Consider the following 26,026-nt stretch of genomic DNA (forward strand, 5'->3'; position numbering starts at 1 on the left):
AAGGATACAAGTGATGTCCAGAGAAATTATTGTGGCAGCGGCCCAGATGGGACCGATCGCACGCCATGAGACACGCCCCCAGGTTGTCGTGCGCATGCTTGCCCTGCTTGAAAAGGCCGCAGGGCAGGGGGCCAACCTTGTCGTGTATCCCGAACTTGCGCTCACCACGTTCTTTCCACGATGGTTCATGGCGGACCAGGCTGAAATCGACATGTTCTTTGAAACGGAAATGCCCTCGGTCGAAGTCGCCCCCCTGTTTGCCCGTGCGCGTGAACTGGGTATCGCCATGAACTTTGGCTATGCTGAAAAAACGGTGATCGATGGCGTGACGCACCGTTTCAACACAGCCATACTGGTGGATCCAGAAGGTAACATCTGCCTGAAATACTACAAGATCCACCTGCCCGGGCACCCCGAGCACGAACCCTGGCGGCAGTTCCAGCATCTGGAAAAGCGTTATTTCGAACTGGGGAAAGATTCTTACAGTTGTACCGACGTACTGGGGGGCAGGATGTCCCTGGCAATCTGCAACGACCGCCGCTGGCCCGAAACATACCGTGAGGTCAGCCTGCGCGGCGCCGAAATGCTGCTGATCGGCTACAATACGCCTCTGCATTATCCACTGGCACCCGAGCATGATCATCTTCAGTCATTCCATAACCACCTGTGCATGCAGGCAGGTGCCTACCAGAATGGCTTATGGGTTGTGGGCGTGGGCAAGACCGGAATAGAGGAAGGTGTCGCGATGTTGGGACAGAGTTGCATCATTGCCCCCACGGGCGAAATCGTGGCGCTGGCCAGCACAACCGGCGATGAGGTCGTGACGGCATGTTGTGATCTCGATCGCTGCCAGGAACTACGTGAAAATATATTCAATTTTTCAAAAAACAGGAGGCCTGATATGTACACCATGATCTGATTTATGAGAGAATATTCTTCTTTATAGGATAAAAAGAAATTAACTTTCATATCAGTCTGCATCGCCGGTCCGGGTTCTGCAGGCAAAACATATTTGTTTGCATATCAAAATAACATGCTGTTATGGTTTGCACGTTCCGGTGCGGTGGTCGGTATAAAGCCCCGCAATATGGAACATGCGTCTGTTTTTTTCTATCATTTGTTCCGTATTATAATAATATGTACGGGACTGATATTTATTTATTGAAGTAAATATCGTGCCCGCAGTTTATGGTGCGCGGAAAGAAAAAGTTATGACCAGTCTGTGTGATGTATCGGCAATAGGGCTCTGTCAGATGATGCGGGCGGGTGATGTGTCCGCGCGTGAGGTTCTGGACTCCTGCCTTGAGCGGATTGAGGAAATCAATCCCGCCATCAATGCCATTGTTGCCATGGATGTACAGGCGGCACGTACCCAGGCGGACCGTGCCGACAAGACCCTGCGGGCAGGGGAAGAGGTCGGTCCGTTATGCGGGCTGCCTGTCGGCATCAAGGATACACACGTCACCGCCCATCTGCGCACGACCTTTGGCAGCCCTATCTATGCCAGTTATGTGCCGGAGCATGATCAGGGCATTGTCCACCGGTTACGTGCTGCCGGGGCGGTCATTGTTGGCAAGACCAATACGCCGGAATGGGCGGCAGGCGCCAACAGCCGCAACCCGGTGTACGGCGCAACGGGCAACCCGTTCAATCCACTGCTTTCCGCTGCCGGGTCATCTGGCGGGTCGGGTGCGGCGCTAGCCTGCGGCATGCTGCCCCTGTGCACGGGATCCGACACGGGTGGCAGCCTGCGCAACCCTGCAGCCTTCAATGGCATTGTCGGCATGCGCCCATCCCCCGGGCTGGTGGCGAACGAACGGCGGCCACAGGGCTGGTTCCCGCTTTCGGTTGATGGGCCGATGGCACGTAATGTGGCGGATACGGCGCTCATGCTGTCCGTCATTACCAGTGACTCCTGCGAAGACCCGCTGGCCTACACCCTGCCGACCGGGGCCGTGCGCGCTGTGCCGCAGCACTATACCCCCACTGAACCCGCCATTACAGGCAGGCTGCGCCTTGCCGTGACCGAGGATTTCGGCTTTGCACCCACCGAAAATCTTGTCAGGCGGGCCTTTCGGGCCCGGCTGCCAGCCATTGGCGCCCTGTTTGGCAGCATGACGCAGGCGCATCCTGACTGCACGCAGGCTGACGAGGCCTTCAGCATCCAGCGTGCTTCCATGTTTCTCTCCGCGCATCATGAGCGCTATGTCAGCCACTTTGATCAGATTGGTCCCAATATTCGTGCCAATATTGAAGAGGGGCTTAAATATACCCTGCACGACCAAGCTCGCGCGGCTGTCCAGCAGACCCGTATCTATCGGTCCTATCAGGCGTTTTTCCAGGATCATGATATCCTGATCAGTCCCGCCATCACTCTTTCCCCCCGACCTTGGACGGAACTGTACCCTGCCGAGATAGATGGCAAGAAAACGCGCAGTTATTACCACTGGCTGGCACTGGCCTATGCGGTGACCCTGGCCGGACATCCTGCCATAAGCATTCCCGTAGGGCTTGATGAGGCAGGCATGCCATTCGGGCTGCAGATTGTCGGCCCCCGGGGTGGGGATGTGCTGCTGCTGCAGGTTGCCCTTGCCGTGGAGCAGGCGCTGGCGTCCGATCCGGTCCTGTGCCGCCCCCTGCCGGATCTTGACGCGTTGCGCAGGGCGCCTCCCATTGCGCAGTATCCCGGCTTCTTCGGATAACGGCTGCGCAAGGCGGCCTGTAGTCTGGCAGAGCCAATAATGATGCCACGACCGCTTGCCGTGGTGGTGGTACGAACGGAATGGGAATGATGAAAGCATCGGTAATCGTTTTGGGTGCGGGCATGGTCGGCACCAGCACGGCCTACCACCTGCGGCAGCAGGGGCTGGAGGTTGTTCTGGTCGATGCCAGGCAGCCCGGGCTGGAAACATCGTACGGGAATGCGGGTGTGATCCAGCGAGAGGCAGTCGAGCCCTATCCGTTCCCCCGTTCGGTAGGCAAACTGCTCAAGGTGGGGCTGGGGCTGGACAATACGGTTCATTACACGCCATCCGCGCTGCCGGGTCTTGCCTCGCGCCTGTTGCGGTACTGGTGGAATTCACGCCCATCGGCCTATGGCGATATTGCCGGTGCCTATTCCGCCCTGATCCGGCATGCGCTGGACGAACACCTTCCCATGATCGAGCGCGCGGGTGCATCCGACCAGATCATCAAGGATACGGGCATGTATATCATGTACCGTTCGGCGCGCGAGCTCACGGCCGAAGCCGCCATTGCGCGGCAGAAGGCGCAACAGTATGGCCTGAAGCTTGATGTGCTGAACGGGACGGAACTGGCATCGGCGCAACCCATGCTTAAATGCAGCATGGCGGGGGCACTGCATTGGCGCGATCCATGGAGCATTCACGGCCCCGGCCGACTGGTGGGGCGGTATGCTGAGCTGTTTGGGCGTGATGGCGGCCATTTTACCATTGGTCATGCCCAGACCCTGCGCCGGGACGGGGCGGGCTGGCAGATCGGCACGGCAGATGGCGTGGTGCAGGCCGAGCATGTGGTGATTGCGCTGGGCCCCTGGGCGCGGGAGGTCCTGCAACAGTTCGGTTACAATGTGCCGCTTTTTGTCAAACGGGGCTACCACCGTGAATATGGCGCGGTGAAGAACTGTCCCGATGCGCCGTTGCTCGATACCCATACTGGCACAATGCTGGCCCCTATGGGCGATGGCGTGCTGCGTATTACCACAGGGGCGGATTTTTCACGTTTCGGCGCGCCGCCCTCCCTGCGGCAGTTGACGCGCTGCTGCCACCATGCCGGTGAGATGCTTGACCTTGGTGGCAGCCGCCCCAAGGCCGGACCGTGGCTGGGTAACCGGCCCTGCATGCCCGACATGCTGCCCGTTATCGGGCCGGCACCCCGGCACAGGGGCATGTGGTTCCATTTTGGTCATGGACATCAGGGTATTACGCTTGGCCCGGTAACGGGGCGCATGCTGGCTGAACGCATTGCGGGCAAGACACCCTTCATCAATATGACGCCTTATCTGCCTGAGCGCCTGAACCTGTAACATCAGGCCGGGCGCGAATAATGCCGCTCCGTGCCATTACTGATATGAAATGGGATCCGTGATGCCATTCAATAGTAAAAATCCTGTATCGAAATGGTGGGTGTTCGCGCTTCTCTACGCGGCCTGGTGTCTTTCCTTTCTGGACCGCTCGGCCATGAACATGGCTGCACCCGTTATTGTCGGAGATCTGCATATTTCACCAGCCAGGCAGGGCATGGTACTGGGCATATTCTATTTGGGATATTCCTTCATGCAGATTCCTGGTGGGTGGATGTCCGACCGGTATGGCCCCAAATGGATTGTCATCGTGGCACTGGTCGTATGGTCGGTCTTTACCATGATGACCGGGCTGACATGGTCATTTCTGTCCCTTATCGGGGTGCGTATCCTGTTCGGGCTGGGAGAAGGGATCTTTCCCGGTGCGAGTGTAAAGAGCATTTACCAGTATTTCGTGTCAAAAGAGAGAGGCAGCACGACGGCATTCCTGATGTCGTCAAACTTTGTTGGAAGTATGATCGCGCCGTTCATCATCATTCCTCTTATCTATTACATGGGCTGGCGTGCCCTGTTCGTGGTCATGAGTGGCGTCGGGATGCTGCTGGCGGCCGTGTATGCCCTGTCGGTGCCAGCACGGGTAAAATCATCAGATACTGCAGTGGGGGTGCCCGTAAACTGGCATACGATTGCAACACTGTTCAGATTGCGTGAAACATGGCGGCTTTTCGGTATTTTCTTCTGTATCAGCCTGGTCAACAAGGGGTTGGATACTTGGATGCCGTCCTACCTGCTACGTGAATGTGGCATTTCCCTCAAATCTGCCGGCTTCCTGCTTTCAGCGCCCTATCTGTCCGCTGGGATTGCAACGGCGCTGGGGGGATGGGTGCTGATGCGGTATTTTCGTGACCGTGAGCGCATGTTCATGAACGTAAACATCATGCTGCTGTGTCTGGCGCTGGGTGGCATGTACTGTGCCTCTACGGTTAATCAAGTCATCGTGTGTGAAGTCCTGGTCTATTTTTTCAAGTCCTTTGTTTTTTCAACCATCATGTTCCTGCCTTCACGCACGATGCCGCCTGTCTTTATCGGATTAGGCATCAGCATCGTAAATTTTGGCGGCCAGACTGCAGGCTTCGTGTCTGCGCCGCTTATCGGGGTCATACTGGGGTTTACAAAAAGCTACAGTATCGTTTTTCTCTGTCTTGTAGGCGCTGCGGTAGGCGCCATGGTCATCAACATGGCGTATGGCCGTCTCGCACTGTATCCGGCGCGCGGCGAGGATAGGCAACCGCGTGGTAGCAATACGTTCCCGATCACATAGAGCATAATCCGATCTAACGGGCTCATTTTAAGATTCCCATACTGGACTTGTAACGGTTTTGTACCGGTCATCTGAGCGTTTTAAGCTCGTATCAGGAGACCGACGAGATCATGAAGCATACGGAAGATTTCAAACGCGAGGCCGTGAGAATTGCGTTGAGCAGTGGGCTGTCATGTACGCGCATTGCGGCCGACCTTGGTATTGGCAAATCCACTCTGGGTAAATGGATAGTGGATTACCGTCCGACCGGGCTGACATCCGAGCATCAGGGTGACCTGGCCCGCGAGAATGAACGTCTTCGTCTGGAGAACTGGATTCTGCGGGAGGAGAGGGAAAGCCTAAAAAAAGCTACCCAGTTCTTTGCGAGCCAAAAGCCATGAGGTTCGCCTTCATCCATGGGCATCGGCCTTATACCAATGGTTATAGAGACTGACCTGTATGATCCCACTTTCTGAGACCGATGGATTGGATGGTTTCCGGCAGGTCGGCAAGGTTGTTCCAGGCTGAACAGGCAGCGTCGATGATGTGCTTGATGCCGTCAAAGACGGTATTGGACAACCAGTTGGCACGTAGGAACTGCCAGATATTCTCGACCGGGTTCAGTTCGGGAGCACGGGACGGCAGGAAGATCAGGCTGACATTGCGGGGCATTTTGAGCCTGGGCGTAGTATGCCATCCGGCGCGATAGAGCAGGACAACCGCGTGGACGTCTCATGCCACGCAACGCGAGATTTCCTCGATATGCAGTTGCAGGCTAGCCGTGCCGGTGAATGGGAGCGCCAGGCCAGCGGCCTTGCCGCACGCCGGGCAGATCGCCCCGAACTGCCAGGCATTGTCGTAGCGCTGGTTGGCCGGCTGGCGTGGCCGCTTGTCGCGCCAGGCCCATTGCCGGACGATGCCGTTCTTCTGGCCGATCCGGGCCTCGTCCTGAAACCAGATCTCTATCGGCTTTCCCTTTTGCAGATGGCCGGTGTGGGCGCTCGGGATGCGAGGGAAGTTTTTTTGAATGCCTCCATGACGGCAGGATCCTGCCCCGGATGACGCGGCCGGGCGCTGACATGGGAAAAACCGAGACTGTGTAGAATTTTGTGCGGTGCCATTTTTTCAGGCCATTGGGAAACGATCATCGAACATGATAGCGAGCTGGCATCTGACAGCGTACCATTCGCGCACTGAGCGCTTCCACTGTGCTGAGGTAGCATTGAGCGCCAGGTAAATCAATTTTGCTGCGGCCTCTTCACTGGGGAAATGGCCGCGGGTGCGCACGGCACGACGGATCTTTGAGTTCAGGGCCTCAATGGCATTTGTTGTGTAAATCAACCTGCGCACTTCTGGAGGATAATCGAGGAACGGAATGACCTCATTCCATGCCCTGCGCCAACTGGGCGCGATGGCCGGGTATTGTCTGCCCAGATCGCTTTCTTCGAACCCGCCGAGGGCTGCCTCGGCCTCTGTGGCGTCCACTGCTGTATAGATTGCCTTGAGAGCTGTGGCGATGGCCTTGCGGTCCTTGTAGCTGGCAAAGCTCATGGAATGACGCAGCAGATGAACGATACACGTCTGAATGCGGGTTCTGGGGAAGACCGCCTCAATGGCCTGCGGAAAGCCCTTCAGCCCGTCGACTACGGCGATCAGGATGTCCTGCACACCCCGATTGCGCAGGTCGCTGAGGACCTTGGCCCAGAATTTGGCCCCTTCATTCGCCTGGAACCACAGCCCCAGAACGTCCCGTGTGCCGTCAGGCAGGATCGCGAGCGCCACGAAGACAGCCTTGTTCGAGACAGTCCCATCACTGCGGATATTGACCCGGATCGCGTCCATGAAGACGATCGGGTAGCAGGGTTCCAGCGGACGGTTCTGCCAGGCGGCGACCTCCTCCATCACGGCGTCGGTAATCGCGGAAATGAGGCTCGGGGAGGCCTCAACGCCATAGATTTCTTCAATATGCCCCTGGATTTCGCGGGTTGTCAGACCTCGGGCATACATGCTGATGATCTTGCGGTCGAACTCGGGAAAGCGACGCTGATACTTTGCAATCAACATCGGATCAAACGTACCGTTCCGATCCCGGGGAATATCCAGAACAACCTTGCCGCTCTGTGTCGTCACGGTCTTCTGGCTATTGCCGTTTCTGCGGTTGGGCGGCTGATTATCCTCAGCAGAGGCGCCATCGGCGCGCTCCTCATCAAGATGAAGTGTCATCTCCGTGTTGAGCGCCCGCTCCGCCAGAGCCTTCGTCAATTCCGAGAGTATGCCGCTTTTGCCAAACAGGTCGCCCGGTGAACGACCTTCCATCAGACGGTCCAGAAGATCTTTATCAATGCTCATGCGGGGGCTCCTCTTCGAGCAGATTATCACCGCACCGCACAAAATTCAGGATAGTCCCATCCAAGGATCATCTCGACGCTGCCCGTCACCCCGGCGGTGATGCCGTTCGTGTCGCCAACACCCGCAAGGGCCAGACCGCGCTTCTGCGCTGGATCGGCGACATCAAAGCCGTTGCCCGGGTGGTGTTCGAGCCAACCGGCCCCTATCACCGCACACCGGAGGAACGTCTGACGGCCGTTGGTATCCCGCAGGTCAAGGTTAATCCATGACAGGCGCGGCGTTTCGCCGGAGCCACCGGCAAACTCGCGAAGACAGATCGCGTCGATGCGTTGATGCTCGCGCGCTATGGTGCCTTGCTGGAGCCGGTTGCCCGTCCGGTCCGCACGGATCTACAGAACCGCCTGGCCGAACTGGTGGCCGCGCGCCGCAGTTTGATGCGCGACCGCACGGCAACGCTCAATCGCCTCAAGACCCTGACGATCGGCTTGCTGCAGCGCCACGCGCGTCATCGCCTGCGGCAGATCGAGGCGCAGGTTACATCCCTCAATGCGGCGACTGACGCGCTCGTGGCGGAAGATGCGCATCTGTCACGGCGCCGGGACGTGCTGGTCAGTATTCCGGGACTGGGAACGGTTACAACTCATGCGCTTCTGGCCGACATGCCCGAACTCGGCATGATGAGAGAAGGTCAGGCAGCCTCATTGGCCGGGATGGCACCCATTGCGCGCCAGTCCGGCGCATGGCGAGGCCGCAGCTTCATCCAGGGTGGTCGTGCCACCGTGCGGCAAGCGCTCTACATGCCGGCTATCGTCGCCATGCGGTTCAACCCAGAGCTCAAGCGTGTTTACGACCGGCTCATCGCCAAGGGGAAACACGCCAGGATCGCCATTACCGCAATCATGCGAAAGCTCATCGTGCTCGCAAACGCCCTGTTTCACAAAGATCGGCTTTAGACGCCAAAAGCCGCTTGACCACAACGGATACTCTCAGAGAAGATCAACAGTTATACCATTCAGGCGAGGAGACGTTGCTTATAGTGCAGTGCGATAGGGTGCGATGCCACGTCCTTCGTTATCGACATCAACACGATGACCTACCATCGGCAGGGCACGATGATGGCAGTGTTCGCGGGTGCATGCGCGACAGCCAGGACCGATGGGAATGATCATACGCGGATCTTTCAGGTCCAGTCCCGCAGAATAGACGATCTGGGGCGCGTCGGTGATGGAGCAGCCAAGGACCACAGCCGTCAGACGTGGTCGGTCAAGATAAGAGATGCTGTTGCGTCCGACTGTCCGCGCGATATTGAGATAGACCGCGCCGTCGGTAGTCTGGGATAGCTGGACCTGCACCTGCTGGGGGGTGCTGAAGGCGCGGAAAATGTTCCATAACGGACACGGACCGCCAAAGCGGGACTGTGTAAAGCGGTTCGCACTGAAACTTTTAAGAATGTTTCCCGCAATATCCGTCTTCAGGAAATAAAAGGGGATTCCTTCATGCCCAGGGCGTTGCATGGTGCTCAGTCGGTGGCAGGCCTGCTCGAAACTGACACCAAAATGGCGTTGCAGTAGTTCCAGATCATGGCGCACTTCATGTGCCGTAACACGAAATTGCTCATAAGGCAGAAGCAATGCACCCGCGAAATAGTTGGTAAGATAAACGCGTGCCAATCCCCGCGCCTCACTTTCCTTCAGGCGTGAACGGCGGACTACGCGTGCGAACAGACTTTGATGTTCGATCTGACCCAATGCCTGTGCCATCCAGAACGTGCTGCTTTCCGAAGGGGCAAGGCGTGACAGGAACAGGATGCGTTGGCGACGGTCGATGTGCCACATCAGGCCTTTCTGGCTCAGGTTGAGGTCGATTTCAGTGCGGATGCCATGGTGGTCAAGTAGGTAGCGGGCAAGCTGCTCACCAGGACTGCCTTCATCAAGGCGCATCATCTCAAATTGCTGTTCCGCACAGCGATCAATCTCGTCAAAATAGTTACGTTGCGCCTGAACCCAGTCATTCACGGCTTCATAAGGTTCAACCCGATCAGGGCCGTCATGCTGCATCGCGCGTGATGACGCAGATCCTCCCCCGATTAGCGCCGCTTCGGCATGTTCTTGCCGCAAAAGATAGGCACGATAAAGCCGCACGAACTGCGCACATAGATCTGGGGCTACACGCATGGCGGCGTGAATACTGTCAAGCCGTATGGCATCCATGTCGAATACAGGATCAGCCAGAATTTCCCGTACGGCCTGTATGCCGCGTGTTTCTTCGGTATCGCTAAAATAATCCGCACCGACGGAGAAAAGAGTGCATAGCGCGCCAAGCAATGTAATGGGAAGCGGCCTTGCATCATGTTCAATCTGGTTCAGGTAACTGGCGGAAATACCTAGTCGCTGTGCCAGTGCGCTCTGTGTCATTCCGACACGGTGTCGCTGATGACGGATACGTGATCCAGTAAAGGTTTTGGTAGCGGCTTTTTTCATCTTCGCAATCTTTGCAATTCGCGGCGCGGCATTCGCCCCTTTAAACGGCAAAACATCTTCCGTCTACAATCAGGATTTGCCAAAGTCTGGGTAACAAAAAAACAAGAGCAGAAAACATGAAGCGCCATGACGGAAAAAAACAATTATAAAATAAACATGTTCTGCAAAATATAAAGTGCAGATTGTGTTTTCTGGCACGGCCTGCTGGACATAAGACATCGTTTGGTCAATGTCCGGCAGGTTGCATGCCATACCGCATCCCTGCCTTTGCCTGTTGTGATGCAATTCGTAAGCAATCTTTCCTGCCGGTTTATTCGTCGCTGTTTCCTGGGCGGTGGATGTGGGCGCAACCCGATAGATTAAGGAACAGGACCATGATCAGCATGAATTATGAAAATTCCGCCTTTCGGTCAGTTCCCCGCACGGGGGCGGCCCTCCCGCAACAGCCCCGTACGGCTGGAAAGCATCGTTTTCGCCCGCTGCCGGATCATGGTCGTAGGGCATTGAATGTGTCCGCCTTGTGTGTTGACCGCCACCTGGGTGATTGTCCAGACCGGGCAGCCGTGATTATCCGCACCAATGTAGGCGAAGGGGCGGTGTGTTATCGCGAACTGCACGAACGTGTCTGTCGCCTTGCGAATGCGCTGAAGGATCAGGGCGTGCAGCGTGGTGACAGGGTCGCAATTCACCTGCCCCTTATGGTGGAAAGCATCGTGGCGCTGCTCGCCTGTGCTCGTATTGGTGCGGTACATGTCGTGCTGGACATGGAACTTGATGCACACTCAATGGCGGAACGTTTGATGGAGTGTGGCGCGGTTGCCGTCCTGACGGGGGATGGTATTGGTGATGCGTCTGGTCCCGTTCCGCTGAAGGCTACGTTGGATAGTGCGCTGGAATTTGCGGGGACGCGGGTGCGGGCGCATCTGGTTCTGGTTACTGCCATCAACGGTGCGGAAATTACGATGACACCCGGTCGTGACCATTATTATAACGCCATGGTGGACTGGTATGAACCTGACTTCCCACCAGAAGCCATGTGCCGGGACGATCCATTATTCGTACTCTATTCCTCTGGAGGTCGCAATGGTGTCTGCGCTGTAACCCACACGGTGGGGGATTACAGGCGCATGGCGTCCGATGCCATGGAAATGGCATATCCATACACTGACGCCGATGTTCCCTCTGGCCTGCTCAGCATGGCGTGGAATGCGGGACAGACGCCCCTTCTGATGGGACTTCTGGCGCATGGTGGCACCATCGTAACCACAAAGGAGGCACTGATGACCCTGCCGAGTTGAGACAAGTAATCCCATTTGCACAAGAAGACAGGCAAGGCGATGAAAGATTGGGCGTAGGGCCAGAAACTTGGTCCTTTTTTTCACGATATTGTTTTTATCGTTGGAAAACCAGCCTGTCAGGGCGACGTTAAAGTTCATGGTTGCCAGAATCAGAGTTTTCAACAACAGGCTAATAAAAACCATCGTTACATATGTAACATTCCCAAACTAAATATAAAAACAATATAGACCTGCACGAATCCGTGCCAGAGACGGGGAGGGCACGTGATGCCCGTGGCTATTCAATGAACGAACATATCGGCTGGGCCCTGGTTGGTGCAAGTAACGTCGCCAGACAATGGATTGTGGATGCCATTCGTGTACAGAATGACAGCAGCATTGTAACCGTCCTGAGTTCCAGTGACGAACGTGGGGCGAAGTTCGCAAATGAAAACGCCATTCCTGCCCATGTGACAGATATTGGCGCAATCCTTGCGGATGACAGGGTGAATGCCGTCTATATCAGCACTACCAATCAGTTTCACCATGTGCAGACCATAGCAGCTGCGGCGGCGGGTAAACACGTGCTCTGCGAGAAGCCGCTCGCCCTTCGTGTAACCGACGCGCATGACATGATTGCCGCGTGTCGTAAGGCAGGGGTGGTGCTGGGAATCAATCATCACCTGCGTTGCAACGCCATGCATCAGGAACTGCGTCGGCTTCTGGCTGAAGGTGTCATCGGGCGGCTTAACGCTGTACGTGTGTTCCACGCGAATTTTCTGGCCCATGCCCTGCATGGCTGGCGGATCAATGATGCAGGTGGTGGCGGGCTGATCCTTGACAGCACGATCCATGATATTGACACGCTCCGCTTCTTGATCGGCAGCAACCCGACCCACGTCATGGCCATGACGCAAAGCGGTCGTTTGGCTCATGACGGGATGGAAGATGGCATCATGGTCATTATGCGTTTTCCCGGTGACGTGCTGGTGCAGATCCATGGCTCCTATACCGTGCCATTTTCAGAAGGCGGCATGGAATTTTATGGCAGCGATGGCGTCCTTGTCGGCCGCGATTGCATGAGCCAACGGCCAGCGGGTCGGTTGTTTATCCGTAATGCCGATGGGGAGCGTGAAATACCCATCCATCACCACAATCTCTATCACTATGCACTTGCCACCTTCAGCGCTGCGGTGCGGGGCAGGGGACAGCCCGCCGCCACTGGCGAAGATGGACTAGCCGCGCTTACCATAGCGCTGGCCATTCGTGAATCGGCCCTGACGGGCCGTCAGATCGAAGTGGACATTCCATGACACAGGCAGCATTCGGGGCCGTCGGTACGGACGGTCGGATAATACGGGGCACCGGCGCAACACGCATGGCCCTAAGCGTAAGTGAACTTCGACGTGCGGCATGGACGTGCTCGCTCGGCAGTGCGCTCGAATATTACGATTTCGCGCTCTACAGCCTTGCATCCGCACTGGTGTTCGGACCACTTTTCTTTCCGTCGGCTTCTCCTGTGACAAGCCTCATCGCCAGCTTTGCAACCTATTTCGTCGGGTTTGCCGTAAGGCCTGTCGGTGGCATTATTTTTGGTACATTGGGAGATAATATCGGGCGCAAGAAAGTCCTGCTCATCACGGTGACGCTGATGGGTCTTGCAAGCACAGGCATCGGCCTGATTCCCACGTACCAGACAATAGGGGTATGGGCTCCCGTCCTGCTGGTCATAGCGCGGGTACTGCAGGGGCTTGGCGCCGGGGCAGAGCAGGCAGGTGCGGCCGTGATGATGACGGAATATGCCCCGGCAGGACATCGTGGATTCTATGCCTCGCTGCCATTTCTTGGCATCCAGATCGGCACTATCATTGCCGCCATTGTCTATTGCGGCCTATTGTTTGGTGTGACGGACATTACGCATTCATGGGTCTGGCGTGTTCCGTTCTTGGTCAGCGCTGTGATTCTAGTGGTTGCTCTCTATATGCGTCTCAAGCTGAAAGAATCGCCGACGTTCGAGAAAATCCAGCGTAAGACGCAAGAAGAGCATGAAGCTCTGGCTGTGGTCATCCGTACCTCATGGCGGACCATCGTGGCGGGGATTGGCGTCAGGATGGCGGAAAATGGCGGCTCATCCATCTATCAGGTGCTGGCGATCAGCTATATCGTCAATACGATGGGCCTACCGGGCCTGTGGGGCACGTCGGCTCTGATAACGGCTGCCGTGGTGGGCGGATTTACCGTACCTATCGCTGGGTTGCTGAGTGATCGGTTCGGACGCATAAAAGTCTATCGCAGTTTTGCGATCCTGCAGGGCATCACGGCGTTTCCCGTATGGTATGCTTTCAGCACGGGTCGCCCTCTGTTGGCCGTGCTTGCGCTCTCGATGGGACTGGGGATAACGACATGGGGCATGTTCGGAACACAGGCGGCGATGCTGCCGGAAATGTTCGGCGCACGTCATCGCTACATGGCGGTATCCATGTCACGCGAAGTATCAGCCGTAATAGCCGGTGGCGTGACGCCTTTGGTGGGGTCATTTATCATTCGCTGGGTCGCGGCATTCCATCCCGATGCGGTTCATCCCGGACAGATGGCGTGGCTACCAATCGCTGGATATGTCATCCTACTTTCGATGACTACAATTGCAACCACGTTCTTCATTCCGGAATGTCGCAACCGCGACCTGCTTGAGCAGAACGATATTCTGTAAATTTTCATGATTAGACGGAAATATAATAATGACTGATGTTGTCTCGACCGACGTGGTACATCTGCTGTTAGCGGTGCGAAAGGGCAAAACACTACCGCCGGCACATGTGGATGATCGTCTTGTGCCTTTGTCGATTGAAGAAGCCTATCGTATCCAGGACGAGGTTGCGCAGCATCTTGGGCCGATTGTGGGGTGGAAGGTTGGGGCGCAGACCCCATCATCTGAACCGTTCTGTGCGCCCATCCATGCATCAACTCTCTTCAGCGATGGTGCGACAGTTCCGCATGGATTGTGTCGTCATCTGGGCGTTGAGGCGGAAATAGCCTATCGCTTTGCCCAGGCTCTGCCCCCGCGTGAGCGGGATTGGACACGCGATGAGGTCATGGACAGGATCGGTACTATCCATCCTGTTATCGAGATTCTGGATACACGTTTCGAAACACCGGGATCACAGCATAAATTTCTGCACACTGCCGACCAGCAGAGTCATGGCGCACTGATCGTCGGACCGGGGAGTGCCGAGTGGCAAAAATATAACCCTGTCGAGGAGCATGTGCGCCTTAGCATCAATGACGAGACTGTTGTCGAGCATGTGGGAGGAAACTCCGCCGGGGATCCACTTCGTCTTCTGGTATGGCTTGCCAATCATGCTTCGCGCCGCAATCTGGGTATTGATGCGGGGAGTATTGTTACAACTGGTTCCACCACCGGGACTATTTTTGTGGATCATGGTGCGAGGGTCAGCGCAAGCTTCTCTGGCATTGGGTCCGTCCATACCATTCTTGCCTGAAACGGGAGACAATACATCATGAAGCCTGAAATCCTGTTAATTGAACCGATGATGCCTGAAGTTGAAAAGCAGCTTGATGCGGCTTATACTGTTCATCGCTTCACCTCTGTGGAGCAATTGAAGACGATTGCCCCCAACATACGCGCAATTGCAACGGGCGGAGCGACAGGTGTGCCCGCGTCGGTCATGAACAGCCTGCCCGCGCTTGAAATCATTGCCATAAATGGTATTGGCACCGATGCCGTGGACCTGAAGGAAGCCCAACGACGGCATATTCATGTCACGACGACGCCAGGCGTCCTGACCGATGATGTGGCAGACATGGCGCTGGGTCTGATTCTGTCCCTGTTGCGTGGATTGCCAGAAAGTGATCGGTATGTGCGTGATGGTGCGTGGGGTCATTCACCCGCACCAGCCCTTGGTCATAAGGTTACTGGTAAAAAGCTGGGCATTATCGGAATGGGGCAGGTTGGTCGAGCGATTGCTCGGCGCGCCCAAGCTTTTGCAATGCCCATATCCTACACCGATCTGAAGGATTTCGGGCTGGATGAATATCATTTTGTTCCTGACCTGAAAACACTGGCGCTGGATAGTGAGATTCTTGTGATTGCTGCATCCGGTGGGCCTGGATCGCGACATTTGGTAAATCGCGATATTCTTGATGCGGTAGGAGCGCATGGGGTCGTTGTGAATGTCGCCCGTGGTTCAGTCGTGGATGAGCAGGCATTGGTGCAGGCGTTGGAAGAAGGAGCATTGGGGGGCGCAGCTCTTGATGTGTTCGAACATGAACCCAACGTGCCGACTGCCCTGATGCATTCCAATCGCACCGTGCTGCAGCCCCATCGCGCAAGTGCTACGGTGGAAACGCGCTTGGAAATGGGTAATCTGGTGGTGCGCAATCTTGCGGCTCATTTTGCAGGGCAGTCATTGCCGACAGCCGTTATCTGATTGTAACGGTATTGGACCGTATGATTCTTAACAATATAATCATCGGTTGATTATAATAATTATAATATTTCCTAGATGTCGCCTTTTTATACAGGCGGCATCTTATCGGGAATTTCTGGTAATGAGCTCGGCAGATCTTGTGTGAGGTCAGCCTTTTTCAGTATTATATAAAAAATAAAAAATATCAGAAAGAAGATATTTTTATAATTTTGACCTATAAAAGTAGGTCTATGACCAAGTACTTATTGTTCTCATTGTTTATCCTGATGATGATCAAGTAAAGTTATATTGGGGCCGGATGAATGGTTGCATTTTTTGCAATGCGTAAAAACACATGTTGTCATGGATGGTATTTTGTCAAAACGACCCTGATATTCGGCGTCCTCGTCATTATATCATCAGTGCAGGCACTGGCGCAGACTTTTCAGGACAATTCAAACAGTGATGCCAGATTGCGTGTCGCGACCCCGCTTATGGCCAATCCCTCCAGCAAGCCTGTAGTCCCACCCTTTTCACGGCCAGAAGCCCTGTTTACCAACCCGTTTGGCATGACGTCATGGCTACGGTCGCGGGGGGTTGCCCTGACCATGGACAATACCAATGAATATACAGATGCTCTTTCTGCCCCTACAGCCGATCATCCGAATTACCGTCAGGGATCAAGTAATGCAGGTCAAGTCAATACAGCCCTGCATATTAACTGGGATAAGATACTGGGCCTGAAAGGCTTTGCCACGCATACGCTTTTTACCAGCAGGTATGGCACAACCGCCAATCGCATGATGGGAGACTGGCTGGCGCATTCGTCGGAAATATATGGAGGCGGAGGTAATGTCGTCGTTCACCTGGTTACGGCTTATGGAGAAGAAAACCTGCTTGGAGGGCGCGTTAGTATTGCTGGAGGGCGTTTAACGGAAATGAGCGAGTTCAGCGCCAGTTCCCTTTTTTGCAATTTCCAGAATAACAGTTTTTGTGGACGACCCAAGGCCGCGATTGATAACCAGTACATCACCTCTTATCCCGCTGGAGAATGGGGATTCCGTGTCCGCGGACGTCCATCACGTTATATCTACATACAGGCAGGTGTTTATTTCGCTGAACGTGGAATATATGCTAACAATCAACATAGGACTGGATTTCATTTCAATTCATCAAATATTGTTGGTCAGTTGGCTCCCATTGAACTTGGGTGGGAACCTGTAATGGGAAGCAAACATGAATTGCCTGGACATTACAAGATTGGTGGGCAGCTTATTTCAGCCCCCAATCCTGATAATTACTATGACGTAAATGGACAACCTTATGCCTTGTCGGGAAGGACAGTCCGTAATCACCAACAGACATGGAGCACATGGCTGGAAGCAGATCAAAAAATTCTCCATCATCCTTATTCCAACTCTGAAGGCGGACTGACAGTCATGGGGGGAGTGATCTATAATGATCCTCGTACATCCTTACGCAATTACGAAACATATGTAGCATTTGTAGATCGCGGTTTTATTAAAAGCAGACCGTACGATGCTTTTGGCATGGTGATGACATATGTGAAGATAGCCCCGGGCGTTTCGGATACGGATATACTTGATCTATCCATGGTGCCGGTAAAGACTGCTCCCAATCATGCAACCGGCACGCAGGGACATGCAACAATATTCGAGACGAATTACCAGATCCATGTCATGCGAGGTGTTGTGTTAGCGCCAGATTTTCAGGTATATTTTCATCCAAATGCACAACGAAACCTAAAAAATGTTGAATTTATAGGGTTTAAATCCCAGATACAGATTATGTAAGAGCCTGATTCAAAAGTTTTTCAGCACTGACAATGCCTTGCGGTTCTGCGGGTCAGCATGCGGATTGAGGCGATCAAAGTCCACGCTGTTGACGCGGCTAGGCTCAGGACTCATAGCCAGAAGATGACGGTTGCAGCGAGGCAGATGGCTGAGAAGAAGACGTTCGGGCATCTGTCATAGCGTGTTGCGACCCGCCGCCAGTCCTTGAGACGGCCGAACATGATTTCGATGCGGTTGCGTCTTTTGTATTTTCGCTTGTCGTATTTGACTGGTTTTCCGCGGGATCTTCTTCCCGGAATGCAGGGCCTGATCCCTTTTTCCTCCAGGGCATCCCGGAACCAGTCAGCATCATAACCCCGATCCGCCAGCAACCACTGTGCCATGGGAAGGCTGTCCAGCAGAGCAGAAGCTCCGGTTTAATCACTGATCTGTCCGGCTGTCATAAAGAAGCTCAGCGGTCGTCCGTTCTGATCGGTGACCGCATGCAGCTTGGTGTTCATGCCCCCTTTAGTGCGTCCGATCAGGCGGCCTGGATCCCCTTTTTTAACCGCAGGCTTGAAGCCGTGCGGTGTGCCTTGAGATAGGTCGCATCAATCATAATAGTCTGAGGCTCAGCCTTCGCGGCAGACAGGCCATCCATCATCCGCATGAAAATGCCCATGTCGCTCCAACGCTTCCAACGGTTGTAGAGCGTCTTGTGCGGACCGTATTCCCGGGGTGCATCACGCCAGCGCATACCATTGCGGTTCACAAAAATGATGCCGCTCAGCACGCGGCGGTCATCAACGCGCGGTTTACCATGGCTCTTGGGAAAGAACGGCCGCAGACGCTCCATCTGTTCATCCGTCAGCCAAAACAGGTCACTCATCTTCAGTCTCCTTGCAGAACCTGAAGCAAAATTCCCTACACAAATCAATGGGTCCTGAGCCTAGACAAAGATGGAAAACTTTTTAAAATCAGTACGTTCCCCCGAGATGGCATGAACAAAGAGCTACAAAATGTTGCAAAATCATTTGGCGTTATTAAAATTGTTGTTGGGCAAAAAGATAAACCACACTGGTCATCAGATGGTCATTAGAATATTTTTTTTTGCGATGTTATATTGTGTAAATATTCCATCAGTCATTGCAAAAAATGAAAAGAATGTTCCAGAGGACGTTATCTCCTTTTTCCATGATGCAGATATTTGTCAGTATCTGGCAGGAGAATGGGATAGCAATCTTCCTCAGAAAAGAAAAAAAGAACTATCCAATGAAATGAACAAAACTTGCTCGAATATCTATAAAAGACAGGAACACTTCAAAAAAAAATATATCCGAAATAAATTCATTATGCAGAAATTAAATTCCTATGAATTCTAAGTGTCCGTCCAAGAACATCTTGAATCATTTGGAATTGTTTGTGATTCTCTATCAGCGCACCCGCTTTGCAGGAGTTGCTGATGTGGACCGTCGAGAACCGTGCCCGATATGACCGGAGCCAGCTTCGCTATCCGAGCGATCTGACGGAGGAGGAATGGTCGCTGATCGCCCCCCTGATCCCGGCCGCCCGGCGTGGCGGCAATAAGTGGACAGTGGATATACGGGAGGTCATGAACGGCCTGATGTATGTTTTTGGAACGGGTTGCCAGTGGCGCGCGATCCCGAAAGACCTTCCGCCGCGCAGCACGGTCAATTACTATTTCTGCCGCTGGCAGCATGACGGCACACTCAATCGTCTGCACCATGCGCTCTACATTCTGTGTCGGGAGCAGGCGGGCCGTGAGGCCAGTCCGACAGCGGCGATCATCGACAGCCAGAGCGTCAAGAACGCCGAAAAAGGGGGCGGCGCATCGATTCGTCCGGCTTTGACGCCGGCAAGAGGATCAAGAGCAAGAAGCGGCATGTCCTCGTCGATACGCAGGGCCTGTTGATGGAGGCAACGGTCCACGCAACCGATATCCAGGATCGTGATGGCGGTGTCATGCTGATGGCGACATTGTTCGGGCTGTATCCGTTCCTTTTGAAACTCTACGCCAATGCGGGCTATCAGGGGGCAAAGTTTCAGCAGGGACTGGCTCATGTCTGCCATTCTGTGAATGTCGAGATTGTGCGGCGCTGTGATGTCGGAAAATTCGTGGTATTGCCCAAGCGCTGGATCGTGGAGCGCACCATCGCATGGCTGAACCGCTGCCGACGCCTGAGCAGGGATTGGGAGTGCCTCAATTGCAATGCACTCGTTTTCCTCCGATGGGCCTCAGTCCGGATGATGCTCAGAAGACTCTGTAATCATACATCATGATCTTGGACGGACTCTCAGAAAAGAATTTATGTCAATATCGTCAATTACTTTATTTATAAAACATGATATCTTTCTCTGAATCATAATAACCAAAATAAATTGAAAAATGCTGTCGCATCAGGAAACTCTCTTTCCTAAATTTGAGATGTTTAATCCACGTAACGCTTCCCATGAAGACGCTCAATCTCAAAGGGAGTAATGACATCGGCAAGTGTATACCGGTCCAGAACATGCGTCATAGCCTGTGACGCCTCATACATGACGCCGCGCAGACGGCATCCTGGCATTAGTGTACAGATAATTGATGGTGTAGCCACAGTATCCATACACGACAATAGTGCCAGGTTGCCTTCCATGTACCGAACTACATCTCCGATAAAAATGTTATCGGGTGACTTTTCAAGGCGTATACCACCATTTCGGCCTCTGATAGTTTCTACAAATCCACTTTGTCCAAGCTTATGAATTACTTTGATCATATGTGCTTCAGAGATTTGGTAAGCGTCTGCAATCTCGCGTATCGACGAAAGACGGTCTCGACGCGTACCAAGATAGATCAAAGCACGGAGCGCATAATCTGTTTGCAATGTAAGTTTCATGGTTCCTTAAAGATATCCTATCTTGACATGTTTTCCAATGCGGATAAATAAGGTTCATGGATTATGAACCTTAAAAGGAAATCCCCATGTCCGCGCCGCTTGATGAAAACACACGCTCCATTATTCTCGCCACGGTCCCTGCACTGAAGGCGCATGGCCTCGCCATTACAACGGAGATGTATAAGCGTCTTCTTGCGACCCCCGCCATTCGAGACCTTTTCAATCTCTCCCACCAGCAGGACGGCGAACAACCCAAAGCCCTTGCTCTGGCCGTGCTGTGTTATGCCGAACACATTAACGACCTTGGCGCACTGAGCAGCATGGTGGAGCGGATTGCGGAAAAGCATGTTGGTCTCAACATCCTGCCTGAACACTACCCCTACGTCGCAACTGCACTGCTTGGCGCGATTGGTCATGTGCTTGGGGATGCTGCAACACCAGAAATTCTGGATGCCTGGGGCAAGGCTTACTGGTTTTTGGCCGATATTCTGATTGGCCGTGAAAAACAGATTTATGACGGTAACGAATCCATGCCCGGCGGCTGGAAAGGCTGGCGTGCCTTCCGCATTCGCGCGCGCCAGAATGAAACCGCCACAATTGTCTCCTTTGATCTGGTCCCCAAAGACGGGGGGGCACTCTTTCGCCACAAAGCGGGACAGTATCTCAGTTTCAAGCTGGACGTACCCGAACACGGCTCACAGCGCAGGAATTACAGTATCTCTTCTGCACCGGGGGCTGATCACTACCGTATCAGTGTACGCCGCCAGGATGGCGGTGTTGCCTCCACTTGGCTGCATGATAGCGTGAAGGAAGGTGATATCCTTCAGGTCGCAAATCCCGCAGGTGATTTCTTTCTTAACGATGCGGACAGCAACCCTGTTGTCTTTTTGACAGCGGGCGTTGGGCTTACCCCGGTTATTTCCATGATGGGTGAGCTTGCACAGACACGCACGAACAGACATATCCACTACATTCATGGGGCAGAAACCCGGGCACTGACAGCGTTTGTACCGCAGATTGACGATCTGGCAAAAAGTGATCGTGTCAAAGCCGATTTCTTTTATTCAAAAGAACAGGCACCTGTACAGGACGGCACACCGGGTGTGACCACCCATGCCGGACGGATCACCCCTGCGTGGTTGCTGCAAACGCTTGATCGCACAGCCACCTATTATATCTGTGGTCCGGATTCTTTCATGAGGGACATGGTAGAGGCGCTCAAGAGCGCAAAACTGCCTGCCACACAGATCCGTTATGAATTTTTCGGTTCTGCCGCCGATCCGGAACTTGTACTTTCCGCTGCCTGATAGCTGATAGTTCGGCTTTTAAAGCGTGGGAAGCGCCAGCTTCCCACGCACAATGCCGTCAGGGAAGACAGAATGTCCGATATCAGAATCAAACGTATCTATGATCCACCAGCCCCGGATGATGGTATTCGCGTTCTTGTGGATCGTCTCTGGCCTCGGGGGCTTCGCAAAAGCGATGTCTCTATGGATTACTGGCTGAAAGACGTTGCACCCAGTACGGAATTGCGGCGTTGGTTCGGTCACGATCCCGCGCACTGGGCCGCGTTCCAGATCAGTTATCGTCAAGAACTGTCACGAGGGAGCGTCGAGTTGTCGCAACTGAGTGCTCTGGCAGACAAAGAAAGAGTAACCCTTCTTTACGCAGCGCATGACCCACACTGTAATCACGCACTCGTTTTGCAGGATTTTCTACGCAAAAACACCTCAAAGCAAGCACAACACGACTGAATCATGGTCCAGTCTTGCTGCTGACCAATTCGGATCATGACACCAGCCAGACCGGAGTATACCACTCTGGGCCTACTCAAGCCTTGTAATCCGTTACGCTCTGACACTTCTCGCTTCTCAAAACCTGATTCGAAAGTTTTTCAACCCTGACAATGTCTTGCCGACCGTCGTGTGAGTATGCGGATTGAGTCGATCAGGGTCCATACGGTTGAGGAAGCAATGGGCTTCTCCCAGTCTTTGGCGAGCCGTAGGCGGCGACCGAGGCATGCGAATGTTCGTTCGACCACTCATCGGTGCGGCAGAATTGTGCAGTCCTTTTCTGTGTCTGATCGCCTGATGATTTCCATTGTCCATCGTCTCATGTTGGCGAGCATGGGCCGCAGTTTATCACCGGCATAGTTGCCATTGGCAAAGACGTGACGAAGCCAGGGAAAGCGTTTGCGTATGGCCGCCAAGAGTTCGACGGCCCCATAACGGTCCTGAATATCGGAGGCATGGACGAGAAGAAAGATCGGGAAGCCGCAGGTGTCGGTCATGATATGACGCTTGCGCCCTTTGACCTTCTTGTCCGCATCATAGCCCGAAATACCGCCGCTTTCCGTAGTTTTTACCGACAGGCTGTCAATCACGCCCACGCGGAGGGAAGCATTGCGTCCCTCAATCTCCCGTAGGTTCATGATCAGCACGGTATTCATAACTTCCAACAGTCTCGTGTCACGCCACTCGTAAAAGGAGCGTCTGACAGTTGATGCCGGTGGAAAGCATTTCGACAGGAGGCACCACGCGCACCCGCCCGAGGCGAGATAAAGCATCGCATTCACGACCTCACGCATATCGGCCGTTCGAGGCCGATCCCCCGGTTTTCCTGGAGGGCACGAAGAGCGCAACCAAAGTCCACTCGGTATCCGTCATATCCGTTGGATATCGTAGTCTCTCCCGGCTATGTTCGCGTCAGGCAATACCAGTCCATGCTATCATTTTCTCGATACTTTTTACAAAGAATGATGAATCACAAATGTCTGGTATTGTTAAAAAAATTTTGAATCATTATTTATAAATACTTATAAATTTTTCAGAATATTCTGCAGTGGTCAGAATATATTCTCTACCCACCAGATATTGATAGTGGATATGTAATAAGCCCTTTTTTTGCTATAACAGCATCGGGCGTAATCTGTGCCTGAACAACGTTTTCGAGAGAAAGGATATGAAATACCTTTTGATTATTTTCCAGAAGATAGTCTGAGATGATGCGTCTATGACAGCGCCACCACAGAACTTCTGCACACATGATGGCAACGGTGTTTTGTCTTCCCAGTTCAAGGAGTTTTGCCAATCCTTGATGAAAGATTTCACCCAATGCATAATCGGCATAGTTGTGAAAACTCTGTACGCGCCAGAAAGCATTTGTTTCTATACAAACTGTTTTTGAACGGGGCCGTCGTCCACCAAGTTCGGGGATATGACAATATCCAATATCATATACGGCCAGTTCCGAGACGAGGCGTGACCCATCAAAATCTCGATTGCGTCTGGAATATGGAAAAGCGCGAACATCCACGATCATCGTAATATTATAGTGACGTAAGATCGCAATAAAATCAGGTAATGAATGTGTGGAGTGACCTACTGTGTAAAAAGGTTTAAAAAATTTGTCGGTGTTTTGTGTATCAGGAGTAGAAACCGTCATGCAGTCAAGAACTTTCGAAATCGGTGATATTGTTTCGTGGAACTCCGAAGCTGGTTACGTCACTGGTCGGATCCGTACCATACACACCATACCTTTTATGGTGAATGGGTATCAGCATCATGCATCGTCCACAAATCCACAATATGAAATTGAAAGCCTCAAAACCGGACATATTGCCTTTCATAAAGGTATTGCCTTACGGCGTGTCGTCAGTTAAGAAGGATGGCAATTAAAGCGAAATAAACGGCGGCAAAAAAGTTGATTTCAGCTTGTCGTGGCGGGTTGCAATAGCACGAAACTGTTTGAGTTCTCTTGAAGAATCTCTCGATCAGCCTGTCTGCGTCGTATGCCCTGTCTGCTAGGGCCTGTTAGGCCTTGAATGACGGCACGGATTGCATAGCTGTTTATGATGAGCATGATGCAGTCTGTCTTTTCCGATACCGCATGGTCCGTCTGGGAGCCTTTGATCGAGGAAGTCCGTCCGAAGGGCAAGACCCCACCAAAGAACCTTCGACGGACGATATCCGCGATTTTCTGGCGCCATCAGAGTTTGGTCCCTGGTGGATTGCCGCACAGTTGTTCATTCGCTGGTCGAAGCTTGGAGTGTGACAGCGCCTCTTTGAAAAGGTCAAAGACAAGGATCAAGACCTCGGCATGGTCTTTCTTGATGGCACGACAATCCGTGCCCATCATAAGAGACTGTTTCAAAAGTCTAGATGGGACTATCCTGAATTTTGTGCGGTGCGGTGATAATCTGCTCGAAGAGGAGCCCCCGCATGAGCATTGATAAAGATCTTCTGGACCGTCTGATGGAAGGTCGTTCACCGGGCGACCTGTTTGGCAAAAGCGGCATACTCTCGGAATTGACGAAGGCTCTGGCGGAGCGGGCGCTCAACACGGAGATGACACTTCATCTTGATGAGGAGCGCGCCGATGGCGCCTCTGCTGAGGATAATCAGCCGCCCAACCGCAGAAACGGCAATAGCCAGAAGACCGTGACGACACAGAGCGGCAAGGTTGTTCTGGATATTCCCCGGGATCGGAACGGTACGTTTGATCCGATGTTGATTGCAAAGTATCAGCGTCGCTTTCCCGAGTTCGACCGCAAGATCATCAGCATGTATGCCCGAGGTCTGACAACCCGCGAAATCCAGGGGCATATTGAAGAAATCTATGGCGTTGAGGCCTCCCCGAGCCTCATTTCCGCGATTACCGACGCCGTGATGGAGGAGGTCGCCGCCTGGCAGAACCGTCCGCTGGAACCCTGCTACCCGATCGTCTTCATGGACGCGATCCGGGTCAATATCCGCAGTGATGGGACTGTCTCGAACAAGGCTGTCTTCGTGGCGCTCGCGATCCTGCCTGACGGCACACGGGACGTTCTGGGGCTGTGGTTCCAGGCGAATGAAGGGGCCAAATTCTGGGCCAAGGTCCTCAGCGACCTGCGCAATCGGGGTGTGCAGGACATCCTGATCGCCGTAGTCGACGGGCTGAAGGGCTTTCCGCAGGCCATTGAGGCGGTCTTCCCCAGAACCCGCATTCAGACGTGTATCGTTCATCTGCTGCGTCATTCCATGAGCTTTGCCAGCTACAAGGACCGCAAGGCATCGCCACAGCTCTCAAGGCAATCTATACAGCAGTGGACGCCACAGAGGCCGAGGCAGCCCTCGGCGGGTTCGAAGAAAGCGATCTGGGCAGACAATACCCGGCCATCGCGCCCAGTTGGCGCAGGGCATGGAATGAGGTCATTCCGTTCCTCGATTATCCTCCAGAAGTGCGCAGGTTGATTTACACAACAAATGCCATTGAGGCCCTGAACTCAAAGATCCGTCGTGCCGTGCGCACCCGCGGCCATTTCCCCAGTGAAGAGGCCGCAGCAAAATTGATTTACCTGGCGCTCAATGCTACCTCAGCACAGTGGAAGCGCTCAGTGCGCGAATGGTACGCTGTCAGATGCCAGCTCGCTATCATGTTCGATGATCGTTTCCCAATGGCCTGAAAAAATGGCACCGCA

Annotated in this window: 22 protein-coding genes and 6 pseudogenes; 21 read left to right on the forward strand and 7 right to left on the reverse strand. The window is 53.7% G+C overall.

All coding sequences use genetic code 11. The features are described from left to right. Window positions 1-13: 13 nt before the first annotated feature. The 5 genes from GLX_RS00520 (at window position 14) to GLX_RS18790 (ending at window position 5,743) form a co-directional block, all read left to right on the forward strand. The gene (locus GLX_RS00520; RefSeq protein ID WP_014104102.1) at window positions 14-919 is read left to right on the forward strand and encodes an N-carbamoyl-D-amino-acid hydrolase; all 906 of its coding nucleotides are present in this window, start codon (window positions 14-16) and stop codon (window positions 917-919) included. A 334-nt stretch (window positions 920-1,253) separates the two neighbouring features. Beyond that, window positions 1,254-2,702, forward strand: a complete 1,449-nt coding sequence (locus GLX_RS00525) for an amidase (RefSeq protein ID WP_231850359.1) — start codon at window positions 1,254-1,256, stop codon at window positions 2,700-2,702. Window positions 2,703-2,788: 86 nt separating this feature from the next. Next, window positions 2,789-4,045 (forward strand): NAD(P)/FAD-dependent oxidoreductase, encoded by a 1,257-nt coding sequence (locus GLX_RS00530; protein WP_231850360.1) that lies wholly within the window; start codon window positions 2,789-2,791, stop codon window positions 4,043-4,045. 61 nt (window positions 4,046-4,106) lie between these two features. After that, window positions 4,107-5,363, forward strand: a complete 1,257-nt coding sequence (locus tag GLX_RS00535) for an MFS transporter (protein ID WP_158309206.1) — start codon at window positions 4,107-4,109, stop codon at window positions 5,361-5,363. Window positions 5,364-5,473: 110 nt separating this feature from the next. Continuing rightward, window positions 5,474-5,743, forward strand: coding sequence for a transposase (locus tag GLX_RS18790; protein WP_014104106.1), 270 nt, complete (start codon window positions 5,474-5,476; stop codon window positions 5,741-5,743). 40 nt (window positions 5,744-5,783) lie between these two features. Here the strand turns inward: GLX_RS18790 and GLX_RS17905 are convergent. Both GLX_RS17905 and GLX_RS00555 read right to left on the reverse strand, forming a co-directional pair. Beyond that, a pseudogene (locus GLX_RS17905) lies at window positions 5,784-6,448 on the reverse strand (IS630 family transposase); the annotation flags it as partial. A 19-nt stretch (window positions 6,449-6,467) separates the two neighbouring features. Then, the gene (locus tag GLX_RS00555; protein ID WP_014104109.1) at window positions 6,468-7,691 is read right to left on the reverse strand and encodes an IS256 family transposase; all 1,224 of its coding nucleotides are present in this window, start codon (window positions 7,689-7,691) and stop codon (window positions 6,468-6,470) included. Window positions 7,692-7,975: 284 nt separating this feature from the next. On the opposite strand from GLX_RS00555, the pseudogene GLX_RS19130 reads away from it, so the two are divergent. Both GLX_RS19130 and GLX_RS19135 read left to right on the forward strand, forming a co-directional pair. Beyond that, a pseudogene (locus tag GLX_RS19130) lies at window positions 7,976-8,152 on the forward strand (IS110 family transposase); the annotation flags it as partial. Next, a complete protein-coding gene (locus GLX_RS19135) occupies window positions 8,126-8,644 on the forward strand; it encodes a transposase (RefSeq protein WP_407927258.1) in 519 nt (172 codons plus the stop codon). The pseudogene GLX_RS19130 and the gene GLX_RS19135, both read left to right, overlap by 27 nt. Window positions 8,645-8,722: 78 nt before the next feature. Here the strand turns inward: GLX_RS19135 and GLX_RS00565 are convergent, their stop codons facing one another. Further along, entirely contained in the window at window positions 8,723-10,171 is a 1,449-nt protein-coding gene (locus GLX_RS00565; protein ID WP_014104112.1) for a helix-turn-helix domain-containing protein, read from the reverse strand. A gap of 383 nt (window positions 10,172-10,554) precedes the next feature. Between GLX_RS00565 and GLX_RS00575 the strand changes: the two genes are divergently transcribed. From GLX_RS00575 to GLX_RS16795, 6 genes are all read left to right on the forward strand, one after another. Next, window positions 10,555-11,469: an AMP-binding protein gene (locus GLX_RS00575; protein ID WP_231850361.1), complete on the forward strand. Its 915-nt coding sequence runs from the start codon at window positions 10,555-10,557 to the stop codon at window positions 11,467-11,469. Between the two features lie 284 nt (window positions 11,470-11,753). After that, window positions 11,754-12,761, forward strand: a complete 1,008-nt coding sequence (locus GLX_RS00580) for a Gfo/Idh/MocA family protein (RefSeq protein ID WP_014104114.1) — start codon at window positions 11,754-11,756, stop codon at window positions 12,759-12,761. A gap of 65 nt (window positions 12,762-12,826) precedes the next feature. Next, on the forward strand, window positions 12,827-14,158 hold the full coding sequence (locus GLX_RS00585; RefSeq protein WP_041247029.1) for an MFS transporter: 1,332 nt from the start codon (window positions 12,827-12,829) through the stop codon (window positions 14,156-14,158). 28 nt (window positions 14,159-14,186) lie between these two features. Next, the gene (locus GLX_RS00590; RefSeq protein WP_014104116.1) at window positions 14,187-14,948 is read left to right on the forward strand and encodes a 2-keto-4-pentenoate hydratase; all 762 of its coding nucleotides are present in this window, start codon (window positions 14,187-14,189) and stop codon (window positions 14,946-14,948) included. A gap of 18 nt (window positions 14,949-14,966) precedes the next feature. Continuing rightward, entirely contained in the window at window positions 14,967-15,896 is a 930-nt protein-coding gene (locus GLX_RS00595) for a 2-hydroxyacid dehydrogenase (protein WP_014104117.1), read from the forward strand. A 302-nt stretch (window positions 15,897-16,198) separates the two neighbouring features. Next, on the forward strand, window positions 16,199-17,689 hold the full coding sequence (locus tag GLX_RS16795) for a carbohydrate porin (RefSeq protein ID WP_014104118.1): 1,491 nt from the start codon (window positions 16,199-16,201) through the stop codon (window positions 17,687-17,689). Window positions 17,690-17,799: 110 nt separating this feature from the next. Here GLX_RS16795 and GLX_RS16800 read toward each other — a convergent pair. Continuing rightward, window positions 17,800-18,557 (reverse strand): annotated as a pseudogene (locus GLX_RS16800) (IS5 family transposase). Between the two features lie 130 nt (window positions 18,558-18,687). On the opposite strand from GLX_RS16800, the gene GLX_RS16805 reads away from it, so the two are divergent. The 3 genes from GLX_RS16805 to GLX_RS19310 all read left to right on the forward strand — a co-directional run bounded on the left by GLX_RS16805 (window position 18,688) and on the right by GLX_RS19310 (window position 19,969). Beyond that, window positions 18,688-19,050, forward strand: a complete 363-nt coding sequence (locus GLX_RS16805; protein WP_081477854.1) for a hypothetical protein — start codon at window positions 18,688-18,690, stop codon at window positions 19,048-19,050. An 80-nt stretch (window positions 19,051-19,130) separates the two neighbouring features. Beyond that, window positions 19,131-19,601: an IS5 family transposase gene (locus tag GLX_RS19305; protein ID WP_014104122.1), complete on the forward strand. Its 471-nt coding sequence runs from the start codon at window positions 19,131-19,133 to the stop codon at window positions 19,599-19,601. After that, on the forward strand, window positions 19,553-19,969 hold the full coding sequence (locus tag GLX_RS19310) for a transposase (protein ID WP_407927259.1): 417 nt from the start codon (window positions 19,553-19,555) through the stop codon (window positions 19,967-19,969). The genes GLX_RS19305 and GLX_RS19310 overlap by 49 nt, the downstream gene beginning before the upstream one ends. A gap of 149 nt (window positions 19,970-20,118) precedes the next feature. Here GLX_RS19310 and GLX_RS16815 read toward each other — a convergent pair whose 3' ends face one another. Next, complete coding sequence (locus GLX_RS16815) at window positions 20,119-20,568, reverse strand: Rrf2 family transcriptional regulator (RefSeq protein ID WP_081477855.1); 450 nt, start codon at window positions 20,566-20,568, stop codon at window positions 20,119-20,121. An 86-nt stretch (window positions 20,569-20,654) separates the two neighbouring features. Between GLX_RS16815 and hmpA the strand changes: the two genes are divergently transcribed. Both hmpA and GLX_RS16820 read left to right on the forward strand, forming a co-directional pair. Continuing rightward, window positions 20,655-21,875: an NO-inducible flavohemoprotein gene (gene hmpA / locus GLX_RS00625; protein ID WP_014104124.1), complete on the forward strand. Its 1,221-nt coding sequence runs from the start codon at window positions 20,655-20,657 to the stop codon at window positions 21,873-21,875. A gap of 72 nt (window positions 21,876-21,947) precedes the next feature. Further along, window positions 21,948-22,322 carry a DUF488 domain-containing protein gene (locus GLX_RS16820; protein WP_081477856.1) on the forward strand — a complete coding sequence of 125 codons (375 nt, stop codon included), beginning with the start codon at window positions 21,948-21,950 and terminating at the stop codon, window positions 22,320-22,322. Window positions 22,323-22,462: 140 nt separating this feature from the next. Here the strand turns inward: GLX_RS16820 and GLX_RS00635 are convergent. After that, window positions 22,463-23,300 (reverse strand): annotated as a pseudogene (locus GLX_RS00635) (IS5 family transposase). Window positions 23,301-23,427: 127 nt separating this feature from the next. After that, complete coding sequence (locus GLX_RS16825; RefSeq protein WP_014104126.1) at window positions 23,428-24,012, reverse strand: DUF488 domain-containing protein; 585 nt, start codon at window positions 24,010-24,012, stop codon at window positions 23,428-23,430. Between GLX_RS16825 and GLX_RS16830 the strand changes: the two genes are divergently transcribed. From GLX_RS16830 to GLX_RS00645, 3 genes and pseudogenes are all read left to right on the forward strand, one after another. Further along, a complete protein-coding gene (locus GLX_RS16830; RefSeq protein WP_081477857.1) occupies window positions 24,011-24,229 on the forward strand; it encodes a hypervirulence associated TUDOR domain-containing protein in 219 nt (72 codons plus the stop codon). The two genes, GLX_RS16825 and GLX_RS16830, sit on opposite strands and share 2 nt — an antisense overlap. Window positions 24,230-24,430: 201 nt before the next feature. Beyond that, window positions 24,431-24,708 (forward strand): annotated as a pseudogene (locus GLX_RS18795) (IS5-like element ISMex42 family transposase); the annotation flags it as partial. Window positions 24,709-24,788: 80 nt separating this feature from the next. Next, window positions 24,789-26,011, forward strand: a pseudogene (locus GLX_RS00645) (IS256 family transposase). Window positions 26,012-26,026 lie beyond the last annotated feature (15 nt).

It is taken from the genome of Komagataeibacter medellinensis NBRC 3288 (assembly GCF_000182745.2).
Lineage (GTDB): Bacteria > Pseudomonadota > Alphaproteobacteria > Acetobacterales > Acetobacteraceae > Komagataeibacter > Komagataeibacter medellinensis.